This is a genomic window from Pseudomonas iridis (genome assembly GCF_017980685.1).
Lineage (GTDB): Bacteria > Pseudomonadota > Gammaproteobacteria > Pseudomonadales > Pseudomonadaceae > Aquipseudomonas > Aquipseudomonas iridis.
On record NZ_JACXXO010000002.1, the window covers coordinates 185485 to 200420 of the forward strand.

General features: G+C 58.6%; 15 protein-coding genes and 2 tRNA genes. 2 read left to right on the forward strand and 15 right to left on the reverse strand.

The window, feature by feature from the left end; genetic code table 11:
• Nucleotides 1–289: 289 nt before the first annotated feature.
• From IEQ42_RS05810 to IEQ42_RS05835, 6 genes are all read right to left on the reverse strand, one after another.
• Nucleotides 290–365 (reverse strand) — tRNA-Thr (locus IEQ42_RS05810).
• A gap of 417 nt (nucleotides 366–782) precedes the next feature.
• On the reverse strand, nucleotides 783–2018 hold the full coding sequence (locus IEQ42_RS05815; protein WP_210702869.1) for a methyltransferase: 1236 nt from the start codon (nucleotides 2016–2018) through the stop codon (nucleotides 783–785).
• The gene (locus IEQ42_RS05820; protein WP_047299330.1) at nucleotides 1999–2688 is read right to left on the reverse strand and encodes an ABC transporter permease; all 690 of its coding nucleotides are present in this window, start codon (nucleotides 2686–2688) and stop codon (nucleotides 1999–2001) included. Before IEQ42_RS05820 ends, IEQ42_RS05815 begins: the two co-directional genes overlap by 20 nt.
• A complete protein-coding gene (locus IEQ42_RS05825) occupies nucleotides 2685–3380 on the reverse strand; it encodes an ABC transporter permease (RefSeq protein ID WP_210702870.1) in 696 nt (231 codons plus the stop codon). Before IEQ42_RS05825 ends, IEQ42_RS05820 begins: the two co-directional genes overlap by 4 nt.
• Nucleotides 3381–3458: 78 nt before the next feature.
• The gene (locus tag IEQ42_RS05830; RefSeq protein ID WP_042557181.1) at nucleotides 3459–4208 is read right to left on the reverse strand and encodes an ABC transporter substrate-binding protein; all 750 of its coding nucleotides are present in this window, start codon (nucleotides 4206–4208) and stop codon (nucleotides 3459–3461) included.
• A gap of 13 nt (nucleotides 4209–4221) precedes the next feature.
• On the reverse strand, nucleotides 4222–4995 hold the full coding sequence (locus IEQ42_RS05835; RefSeq protein ID WP_042557182.1) for an ABC transporter ATP-binding protein: 774 nt from the start codon (nucleotides 4993–4995) through the stop codon (nucleotides 4222–4224).
• Nucleotides 4996–5548: 553 nt separating this feature from the next.
• Here IEQ42_RS05835 and gabP point away from each other — a divergent pair.
• Nucleotides 5549–6940 (forward strand): GABA permease, encoded by a 1392-nt coding sequence (gene gabP / locus IEQ42_RS05840; protein ID WP_210554359.1) that lies wholly within the window; start codon nucleotides 5549–5551, stop codon nucleotides 6938–6940.
• A gap of 70 nt (nucleotides 6941–7010) precedes the next feature.
• Here the strand turns inward: gabP and IEQ42_RS05845 are convergent, their stop codons facing one another.
• From IEQ42_RS05845 to IEQ42_RS05860, 4 genes are all read right to left on the reverse strand, one after another.
• Nucleotides 7011–7463, reverse strand: coding sequence for a hypothetical protein (locus IEQ42_RS05845; protein ID WP_210702871.1), 453 nt, complete (start codon nucleotides 7461–7463; stop codon nucleotides 7011–7013).
• A gap of 6 nt (nucleotides 7464–7469) precedes the next feature.
• Nucleotides 7470–7883: a hypothetical protein gene (locus IEQ42_RS05850; RefSeq protein WP_042557187.1), complete on the reverse strand. Its 414-nt coding sequence runs from the start codon at nucleotides 7881–7883 to the stop codon at nucleotides 7470–7472.
• Nucleotides 7884–7912: 29 nt separating this feature from the next.
• A complete protein-coding gene (locus IEQ42_RS05855) occupies nucleotides 7913–8887 on the reverse strand; it encodes an alpha/beta hydrolase family protein (RefSeq protein WP_210702872.1) in 975 nt (324 codons plus the stop codon).
• A gap of 67 nt (nucleotides 8888–8954) precedes the next feature.
• Nucleotides 8955–10013: a PDDEXK nuclease domain-containing protein gene (locus tag IEQ42_RS05860; protein ID WP_210702873.1), complete on the reverse strand. Its 1059-nt coding sequence runs from the start codon at nucleotides 10011–10013 to the stop codon at nucleotides 8955–8957.
• A gap of 375 nt (nucleotides 10014–10388) precedes the next feature.
• Between IEQ42_RS05860 and IEQ42_RS05865 the strand changes: the two genes are divergently transcribed.
• On the forward strand, nucleotides 10389–10670 hold the full coding sequence (locus IEQ42_RS05865; RefSeq protein WP_042557190.1) for a YceK/YidQ family lipoprotein: 282 nt from the start codon (nucleotides 10389–10391) through the stop codon (nucleotides 10668–10670).
• A gap of 13 nt (nucleotides 10671–10683) precedes the next feature.
• Here IEQ42_RS05865 and IEQ42_RS05870 read toward each other — a convergent pair whose 3' ends face one another.
• The 5 genes from IEQ42_RS05870 to IEQ42_RS05890 all read right to left on the reverse strand — a co-directional run bounded on the left by IEQ42_RS05870 (nucleotide 10684) and on the right by IEQ42_RS05890 (nucleotide 14894).
• Nucleotides 10684–11031 (reverse strand): hypothetical protein, encoded by a 348-nt coding sequence (locus IEQ42_RS05870; protein ID WP_210702874.1) that lies wholly within the window; start codon nucleotides 11029–11031, stop codon nucleotides 10684–10686.
• 125 nt (nucleotides 11032–11156) lie between these two features.
• Nucleotides 11157–11232, reverse strand: a tRNA-Phe gene (locus IEQ42_RS05875).
• 103 nt (nucleotides 11233–11335) lie between these two features.
• Complete coding sequence (locus IEQ42_RS05880; RefSeq protein ID WP_008024947.1) at nucleotides 11336–11608, reverse strand: oxidative damage protection protein; 273 nt, start codon at nucleotides 11606–11608, stop codon at nucleotides 11336–11338.
• Entirely contained in the window at nucleotides 11605–12672 is a 1068-nt protein-coding gene (gene mutY, locus IEQ42_RS05885; RefSeq protein ID WP_210702875.1) for an A/G-specific adenine glycosylase, read from the reverse strand. The genes IEQ42_RS05880 and mutY overlap by 4 nt, the downstream gene beginning before the upstream one ends.
• The gene (locus tag IEQ42_RS05890) at nucleotides 12669–14894 is read right to left on the reverse strand and encodes an AsmA family protein (protein WP_210702876.1); all 2226 of its coding nucleotides are present in this window, start codon (nucleotides 14892–14894) and stop codon (nucleotides 12669–12671) included. The genes mutY and IEQ42_RS05890 overlap by 4 nt, the downstream gene beginning before the upstream one ends.
• Between the last annotated feature and the right edge of the window lie 42 nt (nucleotides 14895–14936).

Genomic DNA, 14936 nt, shown 5'->3' on the forward strand with positions numbered 1-14936 from the left:
GCCACGGCCTGCAAGGGTTGCAGACATTTTTCGGCAGGCATATTACAGATATCGCTATTTTTTCAGGCCCCCACGGATTTTAGGATTGGCTCCTAGGAGGGGGTGGGTGCGCGACCTGCGGCTGTTGCTGTCCTGCTCTGTTAAGCGCACTTCAGCGTTGTATAGCCGACGCCCGTAGAACAGGTCCTGGCGGACCTCAATCAGAGGCGCCCAACCCGCTTTGTTACGTGGCTTGTTACGTGTAGCGGAAAAAACAAAGGCCTGCATCGCTGCAAGCCTTTGATTTATATGGTGCCGGCACCAGGAGTCGAACCCGGGACCTACTGATTACAAGTCAGTTGCTCTACCAACTGAGCTATACCGGCGTGTGGGCGACGATTATAGCGATTGGGTTAAATCTGTAAACCCCTGAATTCAGACTATTTTTACGTCGGTGCAGGATCAAGCTCAACGAAGGCGAAATCTCTGGGTTTTCACCCTTGAAAACAGGCACTTTCAAGGTTTGTATTGCTCGCCTGAGACGGGGACTTTTTCTGCAGATCTGCCTCGTATTAGGTGATTTATGCCGTTTTGAATGGAAGCTTATGCACAACTGAGCGGTATGCCCGCGCTCAAGTGCGAGTATTTGTGGACGCGTTCTCATTTTGTTCGCAAATCCCTGTTTTACTGGTTTTTTATTCATGTGAACAAAAAATGACCAGCAGTGTTAAGGCTTCGAAACAGCCGTGGATATTGGATCCACAAAAATTTCATCAACAGAGTTATCCACAGGCTGGAGTGTTTTAAGCACGTTCGGCGAGCAGCAGGAGATTGCGCGGTGTGAGTGGCGCATCGCAGAAGGTTCCAAGGCGCACGATGTATCCCTGTTCAGCGAGGAAAAGTGCTCGATCCAGATTCAGCCAAAGCTCCAATGGTCGTCGGAATAATCCGCGAAGTAATTCCAGGTTGCGAACTTCGGCTAACCGCTGCCAACCGGCCGCCTCCAACGCTGGCCAATCCTGCGGATCGATTGTGGATAACTCTTTGAGCGCTGCCAGATCGCGGCAGTAATCGGCGAAGGGTTTTTCCAGCCAGGCGCTGGGTAGCGAAGGGGTTGGCAGGTATTGGTCGATCCCGTTCAGTTGCCGTTGCAGCAAGTCAAAGGCAAGGCGTCTTGCCATGGAGGTGTCGCGTTGGCGTCGGACTCTGGCTCCGGCGGTGACGGTTTCGCTCATCGGCAGCGCCAGATCTTCTAGCGAGAGCCGTAGGAGCGATCCCGAGGCGGCCAAGGATAACGCCTGGTATTCCGTGCGATTGATCCGGTTGTAGCAGCACGGGGCGATTGCCATTTGTCGGCAACCGGCGGCGCTGGCCAATTGCATCAGTCGCACATGCAGATCGCCGCAGGCGTGGAGGGCAACCGGAGTGTGACGTGCGTTCAATACGGCTGAAGCATCTGCCGCCAGAACATTCTGTTCAACATGCTGCGCGTTTAATTGATGACGCTGGCTCAGCGCCTGACCACTGGCAACCAGTGCCGGATCGTATTCAACGCACGTCAGTTGTTGCCCGGTGCTCAGCAGGCGCCGCCCCAAGTGTCCCTTGCCGGAGCACCAGTCCAGCCAATGCGTCGGTTGCGATGCGAAGGACAGTCGACTGCCGAACGCCTCGATCTGCTGCCATTTACGCCCCGGTACATCCACATTCAAGCGCTGGCTTGCAGCTTCCAGCGCATGCCCGGGCAACTCTCCGACCGCGCTCAATTCAGCCGACAACGCCGCCAATGAAGCGAACGGCTCCGGCGCATCGGCAAGATTGGCAGGGTGGTTGTGCGCATTTTCCGCATCTTGCAGCGACCGCCCGCGTAGCCATGAGGCCAGCTCCGGGTAGGCCGCTTCCCAGGGAAGTTGCAAATGTGTGAACGGTCGAGGTTTCCATAACGCCTGATGCGCTGTCAGAAAAGTATCCAGTGCCGTGAAGCGGGCGAGTAAGTCCTCGCCCGTCAGCACGTGGGAAGTTTCAGCGCCCTTGGCAGGCATCGACGCGCAGCCAGCGCTCCAGCAGCTTGAAGCCGCGCACCAGCACGTAAGCCATTACCAGATAGAACACGCCAGCGGCGAAGAAGATTTCCACAGGCAGATAGGTGCGGGCAATGATCGTGCGGGCCATGCCGGTCAGTTCCAGCAGGGTGACGGTGCTGGCCAAGGCGCTGGCCTTGAGCATCAATATCACTTCGTTGCTGTACGCCGGCAGGCCGATGCGCGCTGCACGCGGCAGGATGATGTAGAACATCGCTTTGGGCTTGGACATGCCCAGTGCACGCGCCGCTTCGATCTCACCCGGAGGGATCGCCTGAATCGCGCCGCGCAGGATCTCGGCGATGTACGCCGCGGTGTGCAGGGTCATGGTTACCGTTGCGCACCAGAACGGATCGCGCAGGTACGGCCACATTGGGCTGTTACGCACAGCATCGAACTGCGCCAGGCCGTAATAGACCAGGAACAGCTGAACAAGCAACGGTGTGCCGCGGAAAAAGAAGATGTAGGCGTAGGGCAACGCACGCACGTACCACAGCTTCGAAGAGCGGGCGATGCCCAGCGGGATTGCCAGCAACAGGCCGGCAATCACGGCGATGGCCACCAGTTCCAGGGTCAGGGTCGCGCCCTGCGCCAGTTTTGGCAGCCACTTGATGATGACTTCCCAGTTCATTGAGCGCTCCTCGCAAAGCCGCGGGCGGCGCGTTTTTCCAGGAAGTGCATGCCGGTCATCGCCACTACCGTCAGGCCGAGATACATGAGCGCTGCAACCATATAGAACGTGAACGGCTGCTTAGACATGGTCACGCCGATCTGTGCATGACGCATGATTTCTTCCAGGCCGATCACCGACACCAGCGCGGTGTCTTTCATCAGGATCATGAACAGGTTGCCCAGGCCCGGCAGGGCGATGCGCCACATCTGCGGCATGATCAGCTTGGTGAAAATCCGCCATTTCGACAGGCCCAGGGCCACGCCGGCCTCACGGTGACCTTTGGGAATGGCGAGGATTGCGCCACGAAACACTTCCGTGGCGTAGGCGCCGAAACACAGGCCGAGCGCGATGACGCCGGCGGCGAAGGCGCTGAGTGAGAGATCGGGATTGCCGAAAAACTCGCCGAGCGCGCGCATCAGGTTGACCGTACCGAAGTAGATCAACAGTACCCAGAGCAATTCCGGGACGCCGCGCACCAGGGTTGAATAAAAGCCGCCAAGCCATTGCAGCGGCTTGTACGGGGAAGTCTTGGCCAAGGCGCCGAGCAGACCGAGCACCAGACCCAGGCACAGGGCCGAGAGAGCCAGTTTGACGGTCATCAGCGCGCCAGCGGCGAGCGCCGGGCCGAATCCGTAAAGGTCGATAATCATGGATTTCTTTTCAAATCGCGGCAGGCAAGGTCGGGAGCCGGCGCCGTTGCATCACGGCGCCGGTTCCGCAGGTCAGGATCAGTAGATGCTGAACGGGAAGTACTTGTCGTTGATCTTCTTGTAGGTACCGTCAGCGACGATTTCCTTCAGTGCAGCGTTCAGCTTCTCGCGCAGTGGATCGCCCTTGCGCACAGCAATGCCGATCTTGTCGCTTTCCACGACCGGGTCGCCTTTGAACTCGTAGTTCTTGCCGGCGTCGCTTTTCAGCCAGTCATAGTTGGCGTACTTGTCGGCGAGGATGGCGTCGACGCGACCGGAGGTCAGGTCGAGGTAGGCGTTTTCCTGGGTGTCATAGAGGCTGACCTTGATGTCATCAGCGTAGGTATCTTCCAGCCAGGTGCCGGCCAGCGTGGCACGCTGCGTACCGATGGTCTTGCCTTTGAGCGAGTCCTTGTCGGTTTTGAAGTCGACGTTTTTCGGTGCGATGAACTGCAGCTTGTTCGAGTAGTACGGGTCGGTGAAGTCCACCGCGCCTTTGCGCTCTTCGGTGATCGACAAAGACGAGATCAGGAAGTCGAATTTCTTCGCGTTCAGCGACGGGATGATGCCGTCCCAATCGGAAGTTACGACGGTGCACTCGACTTTCATCTTGGCGCACAGGGCGTCGCCGATGTCTTTGTCGAAGCCGACCACGTTGCCACTGGCGTCTTTATTGTTGAACGGCGGGTAAGCCGCTTCGATGCCCATCTTCAGGGTTTCGGCCATGGCACCGGCGCTGAACGCCAGCGAGACGGCCGCAGCCAGGAAGACCTTTTTATAGTTCTGCATGCATGTTGCTCCGTTAGCGGTTGCTGGACATGAATTGTTTGCAGCGCGCCGAAAGCGGGTTTTCGAACACCTGCTGTGGCGATCCTTGCTCTTCTATCAAGCCTTGATGAAGGAACACCACTTCGCTGGAGACCTGACGGGCGAAGCCCATTTCGTGGGTCACGAGCAGCATGGTGCGGCCTTCTTCGGCCAATGCGCGGATGACACTAAGTACTTCCTGAACCATTTCCGGGTCAAGGGCGGAGGTGGGCTCGTCGAACAGGATCACCTTCGGTTGCATCGCCAACGTGCGCGCGATGGCCGCGCGTTGCTGCTGACCACCGGACAGTTGCGCCGGGTAGGCGTGGCGCTTGTCGGCGATGCCGACCTTGGCCAGCAGTGCTTCGGCGACTTCGATGGCTTCGGCCTTGCTCTGGCCGAGCACGCGGCGCGGGGCTTCGATGATGTTGTCGAGCACGCTCATGTGCGGCCACAGATTAAAGTTTTGAAACACAAAACCAATCTCGGAGCGCAGGCGGTTGATCTGTTTGCCGTCGGCGGCAACCAGTTCGCCATTCTTGGCAGCCTTGAGCTTGAGTTCTTCGCCGGCCACCAGGATCTGGCCCTGGTGCGGGTTTTCCAACAGATTGATGCAACGCAGGAACGTGGACTTGCCGGAACCGGAGGAACCCAGGATCGAGATCACATCGCCGTCGCGGGCGGTCAGCGAGATGCCTTTGAGCACCTCAAGCTGTCCGTAGCGTTTGTGCAAGTTGCGGATTTCAAGCGCGGGCGTGGCCTCAGCCATGTGCGTTCCTCATATATGTTGCGCTCCTGCTGTTGGATGGCCTTCCTGGCGAGGCGGCCAAGCTAGCATAGCGTTTCAATGGCAGCCAACAGCGCTAAGAGCGGTAAACGGGTGGCATGTGGCGGGTTGTCGCATCAGCACAGCAGACTGTCGCCCCATCAACAACCGAACGGGTGTTTGAACGTGCAATCGCGTGGGTGTCGCGTAAAAAAAGGCGCGATGTTGCCAGCTTTGGCGGGGTGTTGGAAGCGCTATCCGGCCGAACGTTCCCGATTCGCCCTTTTATTGTGCATCCCACACTTTTTCAGTGTGTTTCTGGTGCGCGAATTCGTCTTCAAAGTGAGTCGCAAGGTAACGCTCTGGCGGATTGCCATTAAATCCAATGACTTGCGATGACTGTCCGGTCGCGCGCAAAGCCCCGGCCCGAAAGAGTTTGAAATATTTTGGCGCAATTATTGCGTGCAGAATAAGGAACGCCCCGTTGGTTTCTTTTTACGAAAATGAAATTCCGGACGGGCCGGACGCAATCGCTTTCCTTGCAAAGGTAGTTTCGATGAGCAGTACCCCAAGCTCCAACGGCCTCGAACAGGGGCTCAAACCGCGTCATGTGACCATGTTGTCGATCGCCGGTGTTATCGGCGCCGGTCTGTTCGTTGGCTCCGGCCACGCCATCGCCGCCGCAGGTCCTGCAGTGCTGCTGGCCTATGCAGCCGCCGGTACCCTGGTGGTGCTGGTGATGCGAATGCTCGGCGAAATGGCGGTTGCTTCGCCCGACACCGGCTCTTTCTCGACGTATGCCGACCGTGCCATCGGGCACTGGGCCGGCTTCACCATCGGCTGGTTGTACTGGTGGTTCTGGGTGTTGGTGATTCCGCTGGAAGCCAATGCCGCCGCGACCATCCTGCACGCGTGGTTCCCCGATGTAGGCATCTGGGCGTTTGCGCTGGTCATCACCCTGCTGTTGACCGTGACCAACCTGTTCAGCGTGAAAAACTACGGCGAGTTCGAATTCTGGTTTGCGCTGGTTAAAGTGCTGGCGATCATCGGGTTCATCGGGCTCGGCCTTGCGGCAATTTTCGGCTACCTGCCGAACAGCCAGGTCAGCGGCGTTTCGCACTTGTTCGACAGCGGCGGCTTCCTGCCAAACGGTATGGGTGCGGTGTTGGGCGCGATTCTGACCACCATGTTCTCGTTCATGGGGACCGAAATCGTGACCATCGCGGCCGCGGAATCGAAGGACCCGGGCAAGCAGATCTCCAAGGCCACCAACTCGGTGATCTGGCGGATCGGCCTGTTCTACCTCGTGTCGATCTTCATCGTCGTGGCGCTGGTGCCATGGAACGATCCTATGCTGGCCAACCTCGGCTCCTACCAGACCGTACTGGAGCGCATGGGCATCCCGAACGCGAAAATGATCGTCGATATCGTGGTTCTGGTCGCTGTAACCAGCTGCCTGAACTCGGCGCTCTATACCTCATCGCGCATGCTCTTCTCCCTCGGCAAGCGCGGTGACGCACCGGCCATGTCGACTCGCACCAACAAAAGCGGTACGCCTTACTGGGCGGTGATGTTGTCCACTGGCGCCGCGTTCCTCTGCACATTCGCCAACTACGTGGCTCCGGCTGCCGTGTTCGAATTTCTGCTGGCCAGCTCCGGTGCGATCGCACTGCTGGTGTATCTGGTGATCGCGTTCTCGCAACTGCGGATGCGCAAACAGCGCATGGCGCGTGGCGAGAAAATCGAATTCAGCATGTGGCTGTTCCCGGGCCTGACCTATGCGGTGATCATCTTCATCGTCGCGGCCCTGACCATCATGTTGTTCCAGGAAGCGCACCGCGTGGAAATTCTCGCCACCGGCCTGCTGAGCCTGATGGTAGTGGCGACCGGTCTGCTGGTGTCACGCCGTCGCAAGCAGGAAAAACGTGGTGCGGTGGTGTTGAACTGATCCGTAGCGCGTAATACAAAACGGCCGCTGTCAGTGATGACTAGCGGCCGTTTTTGTTTGTGAGCTCGGATTACTCGCTCTTTTCTTCCTGCAATTCCACTGACTTGGCATACGTATCCAGCGCAATCCCGAAGTCGGTGATGAACTGCGGCTCGCTCAGCCAGGCCTGGGCGGCTTCGATCGTCATGCCGTCGGCCCACATGCGGTAGTCGATCAACATGTCGGCGGCCAGGTGGGTGGCGGCCATGCCTTCGTTTTCGGCGTTTTCCATGTCCAGCAGATCAGGGTGATCGATGATGATGAACGCCAGTTCGCGCAGCAGTGTCAGCAGCATGTCGTTGCGGCTGACGGCTTCGGCGTCGCGCATTTTGCTGAACATTGCCAAGGTGTATTCCGGGATCGGCTCGGCGAGGTGGCCGAGGTCTTCGTCCTGATCCAGCGGCTTGCGGCCCACCATACGGATTTGCTTGGCTTTGGCCTTGGCGCGTTTGGCGCGTTTTTGTTGCTTGTTCAGGGATGCCATGGGGACTCAGTTCTTCTGTTGGGTTTGTGCAGCGATGGCGTCGGACGCCGCCACATAGTCGGCCTGGAACGCGGGGGATTCGATCCACGCCAGCGCGCCGGCCTCGTCGGTTTCCTGCGACCACTGGCGATACTCGATCAGCGCTGCGAGGATGAAATCCATGGAGCCTTCTTCGCCCTCCTGCTCGTAGACCAGTTCCAGCAGCGGGTCTTCGAGGAATGCGGTGCACATCGCTTGCTGACTGATCTTCTCGGCGTCGATCATTTTCTTGAACAGCTCGGTCAGGTCCACCGATTCAAAGTCGATGCGGTCATCGTTCGGGTCCAGCTCGACCGGCGCCTCGGCGCGTTTGGTGCGGTTCTGCTTGGCCTTGGTTTTGGCCCGGGCGGCGCGTTTTTGCTGCTTGTTGGCGGAGGCCATGGTGTGTTCCGTCGTGCGTTGAATGAGGCTCAGCTGCGCGGTACTTCCCGCCCCGGTGTGTCGGGGGCCAGTTTGCCGGTTTGCAGCCAGTTCAGAGCGATGGGCCATAGTGTGGCTTGGTATGCGCTGCGAAAAAAGGCGAAATGTCCGACTTGTTGCTCGCCGATGTCCTGCGGGGCGATGCGCAGGTGGGTTTTTGGCGCATGGCTGAAGTAGCTGAGCAGGCGCTCGATGGCTGCAATCGTGCCGTAAGGGTCGTCGCTGATGCTGATCGCCAAGGTCTGTGCGCGGACGTTGGCAAAGGGCAGTTGGCCTGTTCTCGCCAACATCGCTCTGCCGCTTGGACGACGTTCGTAACGCGCAGTGGGCGTGCTCCAGTCGCGCACTACGCCTGCCGGTGTGTCTTCCAGCCAGCCGAGACGTTTGCCGGGGAAGTAGCCGCAGAACAGCGTTAACAGCGGCATCAGCAGATGCCATTTGCCGAACATCCGCCAGCGCTGTTCAGGCGTGTAATCGCGCCAGTAGGCGAACTGCGCGCCGACGGTGACCAGCCGTCGGATGACCTGTCCCGACTCACTGAGGCCAGCCGCGCAGCCACCAAAACTGTGGCCGACAACATCGATTGGCTGCCCGGGGAATTCCCGTTGTGCGCGCCGGAGCATCGCCTCGAAATCCAGCGCGCCCCAGTCTGTCCATGAGGCGTTAAGGCCTTTGATCGAACCGGGTCGAGATTCTCCGATGCCACGGTAATCGTAGGTGATGACGTCGAAGCCATTGGCGAACAGATAGGCAGCGAAACGCGAGTAATGACGGCAGCGCACCGATGTGGCGGCGTTGATGATTACCACCGGACGCTGGATATCGGGCAGGGCATGACGCCAGGTAAAACCACCAAGGGCAAAACCGTCGGCGGCTGTTTCCTTGAGCGGATCACCTTGAAGCTCGGCAGCCAATGGCGGCTTGCGCTGCGCAGCTTGCAATGGGGGCGTGTCCTGACAGCTCATGGTGCTCGACCTTTGCGGGATGCTGCCCACGATAGTCGCAGCACCTTAAAGGGACAATCTGCAGTGCTTACTCGATAGATTCGGTAAGCAAGCGATCCTCGATCAATGCCTGTTCTCGATTTAGCTCTGCGCGAAGTTCCTCCTCGCTTGGTAGCACTGTTTTGTAGCTGCTGGCGAACAGCTGCTCATTGCCTTTGAGTATTGAGTAGCGCGCGACAGATTCGCTATTTTCTGCGCACAAGATGATTCCGACTGTCGGTTTGTCGCCTTCACTTCGCTTGAGCTCGTCGTACATGCGTACGTACATGTCCATTTGCCCGACATCGCGTGCGCTGAGCTTGCCGCGCTTAAGGTCAATGATCACAAAACATTTGAGTAGATAGTTGTAAAACACCAGATCGATGTACAGGTCTACGCCATCGGTACTGATTCGTTGCTGGCGGGCGACAAACGAGAAACCTTTGCCGAGTTCGAGCAGAAAACTTTGCAAGTGATCAATGAGCGCTTGCTCAAGCCCCGTTTCATTGACCTTGCCCGGAGATGGCAGGCCGAGAAATTCGAGAATGACGGGGTCGCGGATGAACTCGCGTGGATTGCAGTTCAGTGCGGCGATGTTGGTGGTAGCTTCCTCTATTACGCCTGCCTTGTCCCGACTCATTAGCAGGCGCTCGTAGTAGAGCGTATTGATCTGGCGATCCAAGGCGCGGCTCGACCAGTTGAGGGTGGCGCATTCGTCCATATACCACTGGCGAGCCTTTTCACTTTCGACCCTGAGCAACCTGCGATAGTGGGTCCAGCTCAATTCGGAACGCACTGCGTTCCAAATTGGGAAAAGCTGATAAAAGCTGCGCATGTAACGCAGATTTCGCTCATCAAAGCCTTTGCCGAACTGCGCCTTCAGTTCGTGCGATAACAGGGCCAACAGTTGCTTGCCGTATCCCGCTCGTTTGGTTCCTTCCTGTTCAAACTCAACAATATGCCGGCCAATCTGCCAGCAGGTCTGAACCTGAATCGTATCGACCACACGCAGTACTTTTTGCCGTGCCTGGCGGATCAGTTCGCCAAGATCGCCCAGCAATGAATCGATTTTCGGATCTTGCATGTCAGCAGGTTCAAGCTTGCTCATCGGGTCTTCCACGTCATTGGAAAAAGGAGCGCAAGCATGCCGGCAGTCGCTGGCCAGGGATGTCGGGCGAGGCTGTGAAGTCAGCAGGAAGACGGGATCGTTGTTGCAGGAAGTTGCTGGTGAAAGCGTTTCAGGTGGCTTCGGTCTGTAGTCCATTTCGTACGAGCGCCAAGTTCAAATCTTTCTAGAACGCGGCCCTCGCGCTTTTGATCAAGCAAAAGGTAACTGTTGTGCTCTGCAACAGCCCGGCAGTCGTCATAACGGCGCAATCTGGTGTTCCACTGGAATGAAGCGGGATAGCGATCAGTGTGATTGCAAAGTTGAGACGCGGGTACAATCCCGCGCCTCATGTTTGGTGATTAAGGACGCGCTGGTTTGAAAAGGATTTTGCGTATTGGCTCAGTGGTGGGCCTGATGTTGATGCTGGCCGGTTGTGGAACGATGATCGGGCGATTGAACGGTGACTCTGCAGAGCCTTACTACAAAGGTGTTGATGGCAACTTGCACTTGCTTGGCGTGAGAGGGGGAGACGGCATGCCCCATGCCGTCATCTGTTACATCATGATCGTCTGCCCGCTGATCACGGTGGTGTCCCTGCCGGTAGATGCTGCAGTGGACACGGTCTTGCTGCCAGTCGATTACGTCAACGCCCTCTGAAAGCAGCCCTGGTTTATCGCTTTGTGCGCTTGCCCTTGGGTTTTTCCACAGACTCCTGCGCTTTGCGATATGCCCATAACCCGAACACCCCGATCACCAGCAAAAAAACAGTGCCTATGCTCTGCCACACAAACTCAATCCAGAACCGCCGAGGTTGCAGGGCCAGGGTGTAGGTGCTGCGCGGGCCGCGATTGTTGGTGGTGATGGAGCCAGTGCCCCAGCTGTCGATCAGCATCCAGATCGATGCACTGATGGCGAAGGCCATCAGCACGGCAACGAGAACGGTCAGCCAGTAAGTCACCCGGCTTGGGCGATAGGGCGGCGGATGGGGCAGGGGGATGCGGGTTCGTTTCTGGTTCATCGCGGGGGTGACCCTCTTCCGTAAGGGGCGGCCAAGGTATCGCGAATCCTTGGGGCGGCAACAGCCCTCGTCAAATCGCAGGCATAAAAAAACCCTGAATCTTGCGATTCAGGGTTTTCGGTATTTGGTGCCCAGAGACGGAATCGAACCGCCGACACGGGGATTTTCAATCCCCTGCTCTACCGACTGAGCTATCTGGGCAACGGGGCGCATTAAAAGGGTTTTTCGGATTCTCGTCAACGACTTTTTTAAAATTTCTTAAATTAATTCCGTCGCTTACGATCCGACCCCCGATTTTGCGGGGTTACTCCGCAGGCGGAACGTAGCCTTCGGCCTTGGCGTATTCCTCGCCGGAGAAGTACTTGTCCATTTCGCCCTGAAGATATTTGCGATCTTCGGCGTTCATCATGTTCAGACGTTTTTCGTTGATCAGCAGGGTCTGGTGTTTCTGCCAGTCGGCCCAGGCCTTGGCCGAGACGTGGTCGAAAATATCCTGACCTTTTGCGCCCGGGAAAGGGGCGCGTTCCAGAGCGGGCAGTTCTTCTTTGTACTTACGGCACATGATGGTGCGGGTCATGCTGACTCTCCTGCATTCAATACGGCGGCCGCGCGTTCGAGCAAGGTCTTGACCGGGGCGGCGAGGCCCAGGCGCGGCGGGGTGGCGAGGTTATACCAGAGCCAGTCGGCCTCGGCCACGTGATGGCTGGCCTCCTGTACCTGAACCAGCCAGGGTTCGATGGACAATTGGAAGTGGCTGAAGGTGTGGACGAGGCTTGGCAACGCCTGCTGCTCGCCCAGTGCCAGCGAGTGCTGATCGGCGAGATGTTGCAGGTCGTCGAAGTCATCGAGCTCCGGCAGGCTCCACAAACCGCCCCACAAACCCGTCGAGGGGCGGCGATAAAGCAGAATCGCGCCCTTGCCATTGGCGAGCATCGGCATCAGCGTGCGTTTCTGCGGGATGGCTTTGCGCGGCTTGGGAATCGGATAGCGCGTCTCCAGGCCGAGCAGGTGGGCTTCGCAGCCACGCTCCAGCGGACACAGCAGGCAGCTTGGCTTGCTGCGGGTGCACAGCGTGGCGCCGAGATCCATCATTGCCTGTGTGTAGGCGTTGACCCGATCGTGCGGCGTAAAGCGCTCCGCGTTGGCCCACAGCTGTTTGGCGACCTTCGGCTCGCCGGGGTAGCCCTCTTGCGCGGTAAAACGCGCCAGAACGCGTTTGACGTTGCCATCGAGGATCGGCGCGCGCAGGCCCATGCTGATGCTCGCGATGGCGCCAGCGGTGGACAGGCCGATACCCGGCAGCTCCACCAGCTTCTCCACATCGCGCGGAAACTCGCCAGCGTACTGGCTGACGACGATCTTCGCGGTTTTCTGCAGATTGCGTGCGCGGGTGTAGTAACCCAGCCCGGTCCACAGGTGCAGCACTTCGTCTTCCGGCGCTTCGGCCAGTGCTTCGACCGTTGGCAGCGCGGCCATGAAGCGGTCGAAGTAGTTGAGCACAGTGCTGACCTGAGTCTGCTGCAACATGATTTCCGACACCCACACCCGATACGGGTTGATGTCCTGCTGCCAAGGCAAATCGTGACGGCCATGGCGGTCGAACCAATCCAGCACCGCCTCTGAAAACTGCTCCGCTCTCATCGCTTGAACAGCCCCTTCAATGCGTTTTTCAGTTCCGGGCTGACTTTGTCGCCAAGTTTCTCGTCGATCTTCTCGCTGAGTTTGTCGCCGGCCAGTTTGCTCGCGACCTGGCCCATGCGTTCGTTATCCAGACGACACGCCTTGGCGCCCAGTTCCAGCGGACCACGGCAACGCAGTGGCCACTCGATGCCGACGAATTTGTCGCCGACCTGACAGGCCGGATCCGGCATGGCACTGGTGTCGCCTTCGACGATGATGCCGACGCGGTAGTCCATGCCCAGCACCCGCAAATCGATGTCGCCGTCACCGTTGACGGTCATGCCCGGAATACGAACCTTGAGGTCCGGGTTGCTGGCGATACCGTTACGGAAGGTCAGGTTGCCCTTGAGTTCCTGGAACGGAGTGTCCTTGCCCCGTGGCTCGCCGCTGAGTGATTTGCGATTGAGGGTGGCGATGCCTTTGCACAGTTGCTGCTCAAGGTTGGCGTTGAGCAGCACGCCGTTGTTGATGACGAAACTGGCGTTGCCGTTGAGGCTGTCGATCAGCGCCTGTTGGCTGTTGCCGCTGCCGGTGAGGTTGCTGGTGAGCGTCACCAAACCTGTGACGGGCGGTTTTTTGCCTTGGCTTTCGAGGATTTTTTCCGCTGGCACCCGGTTGATTTTGGTCTGCAGGTTGAGCACCGGGGCGCTTGGGCGCACGTCGAGGGTGCCTTTGGCTTCGAAGCCGCCGTTGTACAGCTCGCCGCTGAGATTGCCGAGGGTCAGCAGGCCGCCCTGGCCGGTGGCTTTGAGCGCGGCATTCTGGATCGGCAGTTTGTCGAGGGTCAGTTGGCCGAAAGTCAGGTCGGCGTCCACATCGAGCTTGGCCAGGCGTTCAACCGGCAGCAGGCGCTCGGTGCTCCAGGCGGTTTTGCTCGGCTTGTCTGGCAGCGGTGTAGAGCCCGCACCGGCGATGGCATTGGCTTCGGTGCTGGCGATTTCGGCCTGACGGGTTTGCGTGGCGCTGTTGGCCTTTTCCGATTTCGGCGGCAGGTAACGGTCGACGTTGAAGGTGTCTGCCTTGAGGGTCGCCCGCAACGATTGCTTGGCGAAGTCTTCGACGGCGATGCGCCCGCTGAAGCTGCTGTCGTCGAGTTTCAGGTTGATGTTGTCGAACGCGACGCTGGTCGGTGTGGCCGCAATGCGGCTGACCAGTTCGACTTTGCTCAGGCTGCCTTCGGCCATGGCCGGAAGTTTCTGGCCGATGCTGTCGACGAATTTCGCCAGATCGAACTGGGCGATCGAGATTCCCCCAGTTATCTGCGGGGTCTTGTCGAGGTCATTGGCTTTCAGTTCACCCAAGGCGCGCAATTGGTTGGCGGAGATCTTGATCCCGGTCCATTCGGCGACGTTCGCGGCTTTATCAAGCAATATTTGCCCTTGGGCGGAGAAGGTCATGGTCTTGCCTTGCAGCGGATCGCCCGCCACTTCGCCAGAGAGCTTCATGTCTTCGAATTTGTAGCGTTGCAGGGCGCGCTCGAAGCGCAGCTCGCCGTTGAGTTCGGTGCGCACGCGCAGCACCGGTTGATTGGTGCCGAGAAATGCCGTGGCCTTGATCGGGATGTTGGTCGAGTCGTGCACCGGGCCGGTGCTCAACTGAATGCTCTCGGCGCTGAACTGCTTGCCGCTCAGTTCATCGGTGTACTCAACGCGGGCGTTGTTGACGGTCAGGCTGTCGATGTCGAGGCGGATCGGCTGCGCCGGTTTTTCCACCGCTACAGTGGGCTCGCTGGCGGGTTGGCCTGGGGTGGTTGCTGGCGGCGTGGCGCCAGGCGCGACTGGCGCCTTGCCGATATCTTCCCAGTTGCCATGGCCGTTCTTGTCACGGTTGAGGCGCAGGTTGAGACCTTCGACGCGCACATCGCTCATCTGCACTTCGCGGCGCAACAGCGGCAGCACGCGCACGGACAGGCCGAGCATCTGCAAATCGGCAAACGGATCGGCGGGTTTGGCCAGGGTGGCGACGCTGGCTTCGTGCAATTCCAGGCCGAGCCACGGGAACAGGCTCCAGCCGATATCGCCATTGAGCGTCAGCTCGATGTGGGCCTTGTCGCGGGCTATCTGGCGGATCTCGTCTTTATAGTCGTTGGGATCGAAGAGGTGGGTCAGGGCAAAGCCTGCCGCCACAATGATCAGCAACAGCCCGAGAAGTACCAGACCCAGGATTTTGCCGAACGCTTTCATGGGCGAGTCCTTGTAATTAGTCGAATTCGTAATTTAGCCGGG

Bases quoted from the DNA above. Each gene is read 5' to 3' on its own strand.
- IEQ42_RS05815 (WP_210702869.1), bottom strand. From the start codon at position 2,018: ATGCCTGCCAAGGGCGCTGAAACTTCCCACGTGCTGACGGGCGAGGAC.
- IEQ42_RS05820 (WP_047299330.1), bottom strand. From the start codon at position 2,688: ATGAACTGGGAAGTCATCATCAAGTGGCTGCCAAAACTGGCGCAGGGC.
- IEQ42_RS05825 (WP_210702870.1), bottom strand. From the start codon at position 3,380: ATGATTATCGACCTTTACGGATTCGGCCCGGCGCTCGCCGCTGGCGCG.
- IEQ42_RS05830 (WP_042557181.1), bottom strand. From the start codon at position 4,208: ATGCAGAACTATAAAAAGGTCTTCCTGGCTGCGGCCGTCTCGCTGGCG.
- IEQ42_RS05835 (WP_042557182.1), bottom strand. From the start codon at position 4,995: ATGGCTGAGGCCACGCCCGCGCTTGAAATCCGCAACTTGCACAAACGC.
- gabP (WP_210554359.1), top strand. From the start codon at position 5,549: ATGAGCAGTACCCCAAGCTCCAACGGCCTCGAACAGGGGCTCAAACCG.
- IEQ42_RS05845 (WP_210702871.1), bottom strand. From the start codon at position 7,463: ATGGCATCCCTGAACAAGCAACAAAAACGCGCCAAACGCGCCAAGGCC.
- IEQ42_RS05850 (WP_042557187.1), bottom strand. From the start codon at position 7,883: ATGGCCTCCGCCAACAAGCAGCAAAAACGCGCCGCCCGGGCCAAAACC.
- IEQ42_RS05855 (WP_210702872.1), bottom strand. From the start codon at position 8,887: ATGAGCTGTCAGGACACGCCCCCATTGCAAGCTGCGCAGCGCAAGCCG.
- IEQ42_RS05860 (WP_210702873.1), bottom strand. From the start codon at position 10,013: ATGAGCAAGCTTGAACCTGCTGACATGCAAGATCCGAAAATCGATTCA.
- IEQ42_RS05870 (WP_210702874.1), bottom strand. From the start codon at position 11,031: ATGAACCAGAAACGAACCCGCATCCCCCTGCCCCATCCGCCGCCCTAT.
- IEQ42_RS05880 (WP_008024947.1), bottom strand. From the start codon at position 11,608: ATGACCCGCACCATCATGTGCCGTAAGTACAAAGAAGAACTGCCCGCT.
- mutY (WP_210702875.1), bottom strand. From the start codon at position 12,672: ATGAGAGCGGAGCAGTTTTCAGAGGCGGTGCTGGATTGGTTCGACCGC.
- IEQ42_RS05890 (WP_210702876.1), bottom strand. From the start codon at position 14,894: ATGAAAGCGTTCGGCAAAATCCTGGGTCTGGTACTTCTCGGGCTGTTG.